The following is a 9,044-nucleotide window of genomic DNA, read 5'->3' on the forward strand; positions in this document are numbered from 1 at the left end:
GGAAAACGCTTCCTGCCGGTATTCGGGCCGTATTCCGCGTTCTCCTGCCCTCACCATTCGTTATGGCGGCTAAATCGGCCTTTCTTCCACATTATGTAAGGGTGGGGGCAGTACCTTGCGCTTGACGGGGTTTCCCACAGCTCAAATGTCCGTAATGCCCCCTAATTAAGTCCGGATCAATCCCTGTCCAAGCACTTCTTCTCCATTACAATGAAGGGGATGAACACGATTACAAGGAGGCAACAACCGATGTGGCAAGCATCCTGGATATGGGGACAAGGCGAAGCAAGCCCCCGCAACGAATGGCGCTGTTTCCGCAAAACCTTCCATTGCGGCGAAGAAGCAGGTGCGGCGGGAGGCGAGACGAAGCTCAAGCTGACCGCGGATTCCCGTTACGTGCTATACGTGAACGGAACGCAGGTCGGACGGGGGCCGATCCGCTCCTTCCCCTCGAACCTGCCCTATGACGAATACGAGATCGGCCATTTGTTGAAGCAAGGCGCGGAGAACTCGATCGCCGTCATCGTGCTTCATTACGGCCTGGCGACGTTTCAATATTTGCGCGGTCGCGGCGGTCTGCTGCTCCAGGTCGACCGATTCGGCGCGGACGGACAAGTCTCCGGGACGCCGGTCCGCACGGACGCGTCGTGGACGACCGCGATTCACGGCGCCTACGACGCCACCTCCCAGCGGATCTCCTGCCAGCTCGGGTTTACGGAGCGCTTCGACGGCCGCGGATGGGACGAAGGCTGGAAGCTGCCCGGATTCGACGATTCCGCATGGGAACGGGCCGAAGCGATCGGCGCTTCCGGCATGGCGCCGTGGACGACCCTATCGCCGCGCCCGATCCCTTACTTGACGGAGGAGCCGGTCTATGCGGCGCGCGTCGAGGAAATGAACTTCATGAAGCCCGTTCCGTGGAGCGCTGCGTTCGACGTACGGACGATCATGGTGCCGGAGAGCGTCGACCACGCCAATACCGTCACGATCATCGGTCTGCTCGCCGCCGTCGTCACGATGGCGGAGGACGGCGTGCTGACGGTCGGCAGCGTCGATAACGGACGCATGCCGCTGCGCGTCAGCCTGGATGGACAATGGTGCGCGGAGGCGGATTATTACGGCGAAGCCCCGCAGCAATTCGTGCAAGTGCGCCTCGCGGCCGGCGAGCATTTGCTGCTGCTCGACTTGAACCGGGAAATGCACGGCCATGCCTACCATTTGGGCTTGGACAGCGACGCTCCGTTCGAGGTTCGCTCGCCGAGCATCGGCGCGGCCGGAGACGGCGGCTCCGAGGTTCCTTTTGCCGCGATCGGCTCCTTCGGCTGGGCGGAGCACGTCGACCATCGGCCGGAAAGCGTCATCGATCGCAATCCGCCTCTGTACGCGGAGATCAAGCAGGTTGCTTCGGAGCGACAATTGGCCGATTACCGCGAGTGGGTGAAGCCGATCGATCCGCGGCTTTATCATACGGCGGACGTCTACAGCCAGACCGCATGGCGCGTCGTCGACCGGCCGCAGCCGGTGCCGGCTGCCCTGCAGCGCGCCGTGCTGGCCAGCGCCGATGCCGGCGTCATTCCGCTGCATCCGGAGCTGGACACGGAAATTCTCATCGACTTCGGGCGCGAATTGAGCGGGTACCTTGCGTTCGAGCTCGATGCCGCCGAAGGCACGATCGTCGATTTCTACGGCTTCGAATACATGCGCGACGGCTGGCGCCAGTATACGTACGAACTGGACAACACCTTGCGCTACACCTGCCGCGAGGGGAGACAAGCCTACGCGTCGTTGGTTCGACGAGGCCTGCGTTATTTGGCGATAACGGTACGAGGCGCGTCAAGACCGGCGAAGCTGTATGACGTCAAGCTGCTGCAGAGCAACTTCCCGGTCGCCGACGCCGGGACCTTCCAATCCAGCGACGCGATGCTGAACGAGATCTGGCGCATCAGCCGGGATACGACTCGGTTGTGCATGGAGGATACGTTCGTCGACTGCCCGGCATTCGAGCAGACGTTCTGGGTCGGCGACGCGCGCAACGCTTCGTTGATCAACTATTACGCCTTCGGTTCCGCCGAGATCGTCGAGCGCATCCTGCGGCTCGTGCCGGAATCGGCGTTCCAGACGCCGCTCTATGCCGATCAGGTGCCGAGCGGCTGGAGCAGCGTCATTCCGAACTGGACGTTCTTCTGGGTCACGGCCTGCCTGGAGCATTACCGCTATACCGGAAACGCGGCATTCGCGCGCGAATTGTGGCCGCATGTCCGCTTCACGCTGGACCATTATCTCGCGAAAATCGAAGAACGCGGCCTTTTGAAGATCAGAGGGTGGAATCTGCTGGACTGGGCGAACTTCGAACAACCGGGGGACGGCGTCGTCGCGCCGCAAAACATGTTCCTGGTGAAATCGCTGCGGGACGCGGCTGCGCTTGCTGCAGCGGCGGACGATACGGCTGCGCATGACGTCTACCAAGAGACGGCGAACCGGTTGCGCGATGCGATTAACGCCCATCTCTGGGACGAGAACCGAAAGGCGTACCTCGACTGCATCCATGCCGACGGCCGTCCTTCGAAAACGCTCAGCATGCAAACGCAAGTCGTCGCCAGCTTGTGCGGCATTCCGGACGGCGAACGGGCCGAATTGCTGCGAGGTTATATCGTGGAGCCGCCGGCCGCGTTCGTTCAGATCGGCAGTCCGTTCATGTCGTTCTTCTACCACGAGGCGTTGGCGAAGCTCGGCCAGCAGGATGTCATGACGAAGGATATTCTGACCCAATACGGCGCCATGGTGGATCAAGGCGCCACGACCGTTTGGGAAGTATATCCGACCAGCGGCATCACGCATAACGATAAGATGCCGACTCGCAGTCACTGCCACGCCTGGTCGGCCGGCCCCGTCTACTTCCTCGGCTCCGAGGTGCTTGGCGTCAGCGGCGTCACGCCGGGCTGGACTAAGGTGCGCATCGCTCCGAAGCCGTCCGGTCTTGCCTGGGCGCGCGGTTCCGTCCCCCTGCCGGGCAGCGGGCGGATCGACGTCTCCTGGCAGCTCGACGAAGCCGCGAAAGTCATGAAGCTTCGCGTCGCGTCGCCGACCTCGGTCGAACTGGAGCTTGCCGGTCCGGAAGGCTACACGCTTGAATCGGACTGCGTCATTATAGGCGCATAGTACAAGAGCAAGGGACGCATTCGGCGTATCCCTTGCTCTTCTTGTTTCACGGAGCCTATTTCTAACCGGATTGACCTATCCGAGACATAATTAACCGCCGACCGTTACCTGCATAGCTCTTTGACCCGCTGTCCGTTACCTGCATAGTCCGCTGACCCGTCGACCGGATGCTCCTCTTCTTGACGGCCGCAATCAAAATCCCTTCGGCAACATTGCCGAAGGGATTTTGATTTTGTAATAACAACCAGCCATTACTTCGCAGCCTCGTACTCTACCAAATTCACTTCCCGAACCGGGAGTCCCGCGTCATCCGGTATGTGGAACGTCTTGATCTCGCATTTGCCGAAAGATCCCTGCCATCGGCGGTTCAGCATCGGAAGGCCGATATCGGCTTCCGCCGGCCGTCCCGCGGTTTCGTAACAGCGCAGGATCCAGCCATCGTCGTCTTCCGCCCGTTTGAATGCGGTGGACACGATGTGCTCCGCCGAGATCCGAATGCCTTCCAGCCGCTGCGGAAGCGGCCCTTCATGGTACGTCTCCCATACGGCAATCGGCGGCACGTTCAGTTCGTAGGCTTTGCGGACGATGCCGCTGTCCTGCCAGCTGCCGTCATGCGGCACAAGCGCATAGGTAAACTCCTGCAGCCCTTGATCCATGAACTCGACCTGGTCGTCGCGCTCGCCGTAGTGATCGGCGAAAATCGGGCTGCGGACCACGGTCATCCTCGCTTCGCGCTCCAGCACGTCATAAGCGTATTTGCCGTTGTTCAATATCGCCAACCCGCGTCTGCCTTCCGAACCCGGCACCTTGCCGCTGACGTCGATCCACTGCTGGCCCGGCACCTCCCTGCCGTCCGCCTCCCTCCGGATATAGCCGTACGGAATCTCCGAATACGACTCCGGCTGCTCTACGGCAACCGGGAACGACAGCTTCAGCATCTTGTGCTTTTCCCGCCAATCCAGCTGTACCTTCACCAGAATTTCCGCGGCATGGGCATGGAGAATAAAATCCTGCCGCAGCGTCGAACCGTTATAGCGGCTCGTGACGCGGATAATGCCGCGCAGCGGGCCGCTCTCCAGCACCTTGACCTCGGCATCCGCGAAATACCCGATCAGATCGCGGTAGCTTTGCAGCCCGTGGCCCCATGTATCGCTGTGATGCTCGTCGATGATGACCGGCACCGCCCCAGGAGCGCCGAATACGTCGGCATTCGTCCGCTTGTCGAGCAGCCGGGAGATATAGCCGGTATGCCGTTCGAGCTCCACCCGGACGAAGGCGTTTTCCAGCACGTTCGCTTCTGCCGTCACCCGCGTCTCCACCTCTGCCGGGGCCGTTTCCTTGGTCAAAAAGCACCAGTAGACCCGATAACCCATGGCAGGCACGCGCGCCATGAACAGCGTATCCCAATTGTCCCGTCCGTTCGTACGCGACGCGCGAACGATCTGTGCCGGCACGGCATTGCCTTGATCGTCCGTCACGCCCGTCATGCGCCGGTTGGCATGGATCGGCACCTCGACCTCCCAGGAGAGCGGATTAAATACGACCAGCGGAGTGCCGAGATCGCCATGCTCCCAGGACAGCCAATGCTTGTCTTTGCTCAGCGACCGGATCTCCGGCTTCTTCGTATCGATCGACCAAGACAGCCGCTGCGCGGCCGCGTTTAGCGCCTTCGCCGCGAGATGCAGCGACTCCCCGTACGATTCGCGGGCATCCTGGAACGCCTCGCGAATGCTGCAGCCGCCCATGATGTCATGGAATTGATTGAACATGACGTTCTCCCAGGCCAGCTTCAGCTGCTCCCGCGGGTACGGCAAGCCGAGCAGCACGTTCGCCGCCGACGAGAATTTTTCCGCGGTCAAGAGTCGATGCTCCGCGCGGCGATTGTTCTCCTTCGACTCCGAATGGGTGGAGTAGCAGCCGATCGCATGCATCTGCATCTCGTCCTTCACGACCGGAATCTTCGGCTGCGCTGCCGCCAGTTCTTCGAAATAGCGGTTCGGCGAGCTCAGCACGATCCGCTCCTGCCCGTATCGGGTCTGCAAGGCTTCGATCGTCTCCAGATTCGCGATCGTCGGACCGCCCCCGTGGTTGCCGACTCCGTAGAACGTCATATGCGGGTGACCGTCGGTATCCGCCATATCCCCGTGCGCCAGGATCTTCTCCTCGAACGGAAGCCCCCAGCTCGTCGAATAGTTGTCCGACAGACGGAACGCCATGACGCGGCTGCCATCCTCGGATTCCCACCAAAACAGATTGCGCTCCAGCTCCTTCTCGTGCTTCTCGGGACGCATGAACACGTAATAATCCATCCCGCTCTGCTTCAAAAGCTGCGGCAGCATGCCGTTGTGGCCGAACGAGTCGACATTGTAGCCGACCTTCGCCATCATCCCGAATTTTTCCTGAAAGTACCGCTGGCCGTACAAGCCGTGCCGGGCAAACGATTCGCCCGACGGCAAATTGCAGTCCGGCTGGATCCACCAGCCGCCGACGATGACCCAGCGGCCCTCCGACACGCGCAGCTGGATTTCCGCGAACATGTCCGGCGCGTTCTCCTCGATCCAGCGGTAATAGGCCGCGCAAGAGCGGGTAAACACGAAATCCGGATATTCCCGCAGACGGTCGAGCGCCGAACGAAACGTCGCCTTGATCTCCGCGTAACCCTCCTGCCACTGCCACAGCCAGACGGGGTCCAGATGCGCATTGCCGATCAAATGAATCTTCTGCTTCGCCCTGTTCGTCATGTTAGATTGCCGCCTTTCTCGTTCAAATGGTGTAGGGCGACGGACAAGCTCGCGTAATCGCCGATTTGCTCGCCCAGTCCCGCTTGCATGACTTCGCATGCCGATGCGGAGAGCGGCAGCGACTCCCGGTGCATCTCCGCCAGCACGACAGGCTCCATGATTGCCCGCTGCCTGCCGTAGATGCTGCCGATGACGATTCGCTCGGGATTCAAGATATCCACGAGCACGGCGAGCGCCCTCCCGAGCTTCCGCGCGGACAACCGGTAAATCTCGACCGCGAGGGGATCTCCCCGCTCGGCTGCTCGGCCTACGAGCTCCGCGGTGAGCAAGGGCAATTCCGCTCTCGTCCGGCAAAACGACGGCGGATTGCTCTCGTTCAGGCGCTCCTCCGCCATCATCCGCGCCAGCTGGGCAATCCCGCCTCCGCTGCAGAAACCTTCGAATGATCCGGCTTTCCCGTAGCCCACCGGACCTTCCGGCGCCAACCGAATGTGGCCGACCTCGCCAGCCAGGTCGTTCGTGCCCGAGTAGAGCGCGCCGTTCAGGATGAGGCCAGCGCCCATGCCCGTCCCGAAGGTCAGGAAAATCATGTTGCGGCAGCCTCGACCCGCCCCCCATTTCCATTCCGCCAGCGCGCAGGCATTGGCGTCATTCTGAAGCGCCGCCGGAACGCCGAACCGCTCGGCGAACGGGGTAACGATATCCACCGCGTCCCATCCCGGCAGATTCGGCGGCGATAGCACCAATCCCCGCCGGCTGTCGAGCGGGCCGCCGCAGCTGATGCCGATTGCGCATAGCTCGCCCTCGGCCAGCTTCCTCAACTGCTCCTCCAAGGCGTCGATCATGCACGCAATAGCCGCTTCCGGTTCCGAAGGCGTCGACATACGAGTCTTCCCGATAATCGCGATGCCTCCTTCGCCATCCAACACGCCTAGGCTGACCGCGCACTTCGTCCCGCCGATATCGATTCCAGCCAACAGCTTCATGCGTCGAAGAACGCCTCCTCCATCATCATGCACAGGGCATGGTAGATCGGCAGATGCCGTTCCTGGATATCCGGCGTTCGGTCATGCGGGACCCGGATCGTCACGTCGCACAGCATGTTCATCGCTCCGCCGTCGCGGCCGGTCAGGCCGATCGTCCGCACGCCGAGCGATTTGGCTACCTGGATGGCCCGAACGACATTCGGCGAATTGCCGGAGGTGCTCAATCCGAGCAGCACGTCGCCTTCTTTGCCGTAACCGTATACCTGCTGGGCGAACACCGTTTCAGCGGATACGTCGTTCGCGAACGCGGTCATCAGCGAGGCATGGCTCACGAGCGATATCGCCGGCAGCGCGCCCTGCAATCGGTCCGCCAGCTGCGCTCCGTCCGCCGGGAAGAGGCGAATCAACGATTCCCTGAAGCTTGCCGGTACCGACCGCTTATAGAGAAAGCCTTTCATCAACTCGCCGACGATGTGCTCGCTGTCCGCGGCGCTGCCGCCATTGCCGCATACGAGCAGCTTGCCGCCGTTCCGGTACGAATTGACCAAGAGCTCGTACGCCAGTGCGGTCTCCTGCACGCACGCATCCAGCTCGGGATATTTTCCGATCATCGCGGATAACCGATGATGCATGTCATATGCCCCTTTCTACGGATCGAGGATTCGCCGCGAGTTCGTCATGACGGAGAGCACGAAAATCCGACGGCGTTGCCATCGCGACCTGCCTGAACAAATTCGAGAAGTAAAACTCGTTCTTGAGCCCGACCGCAAGCGCGATCTGCTTCATCGGCATGTCCGTCTCGATCAGCAGCTTCTTCGCCTGCTGCACGCGGATGTCGTTCAGCTTCTCCACGACCGTCAGCCCCGTCTGCGCCCGGAACAGCCTTGCGAGCGTCCGGTAGCTGACATGCAGGGCATTGGCGATGTCCTGCACGCGAACCTCGTTCGCATAATACGCTTTCAGAAACAGCATCGTTTGGCGGACAACGGTATCGCCATGATCATGCGCCTGCAACGGCGCAGCGGGCGCAGCGACCCGCCAGTCCTCGAAAAGCCCCGTCAACCAGCCCGCGAAAGCCGTACGCAGCGACAGCAAGCTCGACTCCGGCCGCAGCGCGAATAGCGGCGCCGCCGTTTCCGGCTTCAACGCATACGCACGCACCGAAGAGAAGCAGCGGATAAACTCCGCTTCCTCCGCGAGGCTGAAGGCATCGCCTCCGCTTTCCTGCTGGAACTGCCAACGCAGGCAAAATCCGTCGTCCGCCTCGCCGGCTCCATGCCGATGCGAATGCACGACGCCCGAAGGAATCAAATACGATTGCCCGGCTTCGATCCGAAACTCCGTCCCCGCCGAGGTCGTGAACAACCCGCCGTCCGATACATAGTTGAATTCATACCAGGGATGACGATGCGGGGGGTGCGACCAAGCTTCCTCATGTTCTGCTGAAAGCGCATCCAACAAAGTGATCGTAAATCCCCCGATTCGTATCGGCTGCATCATGAGGCGCTGCAAGATCCGAAGCGGACCTGGATAGGAAACTTCTCCGATCAATGTAAACTCCCCCTCGACTGCGCTTACTTCTTCTCAGATCAGTATAAAACATCTCCAACGCATTCGTATGACAAATACACGGATTCCTTTATAAAATCATGCCAAGTTTTCCCGCGATGCTGGCATATAATCGGTCGTCTCCAACGCTTGCGAAACTGGGGCTTCCCGAGCGAACACAAAAAAAGCCCTTATCCGCGCCGAGCGCAGACAAAGACTTATCGTCATAAAGGATGGAGCGGAAGACGGGAATCGAACCCGCGACCCTCGCCTTGGCAAGGCGATGCTCTACCGCTGAGCCACTTCCGCAAGAAACGGTAAAAAGATTACTGGGGCGACCGATGGGACTTGAACCCACGAATGCCGGATCCACAAACCGGTGCGTTAACCCCTTCGCCACGATCGCCATAACCCTATGTAGAGATGCAATACCTGTAGTTGGATAGCTTACTTCATAAATAAAACCCACATCGGTGGGCACTCCAACTTGCTTTCAAGCATTCCACCCTGAAAACTGGATACGAACCTTTGCGAAGGTCTCTTGCTTAGCTGCATGCCGAATGTGCTTGGATAAGCCCTCGACCGATTAGTATTCGTCAGCTCCACACGT

5 protein-coding genes and 2 tRNA genes are annotated in these 9,044 nt (G+C 60.6%); 1 reads left to right on the plus strand and 6 read right to left on the minus strand.

Features of this window, described 5'->3' with window-relative positions:
- Positions 1-249 precede the first annotated feature (249 nt).
- On the plus strand, positions 250-3,159 hold the full coding sequence (locus tag AC50YL_RS23970; RefSeq protein ID WP_494835242.1) for a family 78 glycoside hydrolase catalytic domain: 2,910 nt from the start codon (positions 250-252) through the stop codon (positions 3,157-3,159).
- Positions 3,160-3,410: 251 nt separating this feature from the next.
- Here the strand turns inward: AC50YL_RS23970 and AC50YL_RS23975 are convergent, their stop codons facing one another.
- The 6 genes from AC50YL_RS23975 to AC50YL_RS24000 all read right to left on the minus strand — a co-directional run bounded on the left by AC50YL_RS23975 (position 3,411) and on the right by AC50YL_RS24000 (position 8,840).
- Positions 3,411-5,900, minus strand: a complete 2,490-nt coding sequence (locus AC50YL_RS23975) for an alpha-mannosidase (RefSeq protein ID WP_494835244.1) — start codon at positions 5,898-5,900, stop codon at positions 3,411-3,413.
- A complete protein-coding gene (locus tag AC50YL_RS23980) occupies positions 5,897-6,886 on the minus strand; it encodes an ROK family protein (RefSeq protein ID WP_494835245.1) in 990 nt (329 codons plus the stop codon). The genes AC50YL_RS23975 and AC50YL_RS23980 overlap by 4 nt, the downstream gene beginning before the upstream one ends.
- Positions 6,883-7,518, minus strand: a complete 636-nt coding sequence (locus tag AC50YL_RS23985; RefSeq protein WP_494835247.1) for a D-sedoheptulose-7-phosphate isomerase — start codon at positions 7,516-7,518, stop codon at positions 6,883-6,885. The genes AC50YL_RS23980 and AC50YL_RS23985 overlap by 4 nt, the downstream gene beginning before the upstream one ends.
- 1 nt (position 7,519) lies before the next feature.
- Complete coding sequence (locus AC50YL_RS23990) at positions 7,520-8,437, minus strand: helix-turn-helix transcriptional regulator (RefSeq protein WP_494835249.1); 918 nt, start codon at positions 8,435-8,437, stop codon at positions 7,520-7,522.
- A 231-nt stretch (positions 8,438-8,668) separates the two neighbouring features.
- Positions 8,669-8,743, minus strand: a tRNA-Gly gene (locus tag AC50YL_RS23995).
- 21 nt (positions 8,744-8,764) lie between these two features.
- Positions 8,765-8,840: transfer RNA gene (locus AC50YL_RS24000), tRNA-His, on the minus strand.
- Between the last annotated feature and the right edge of the window lie 204 nt (positions 8,841-9,044).

The sequence above is a fragment of the Paenibacillus sp. J22P277 genome (assembly GCF_059383675.1).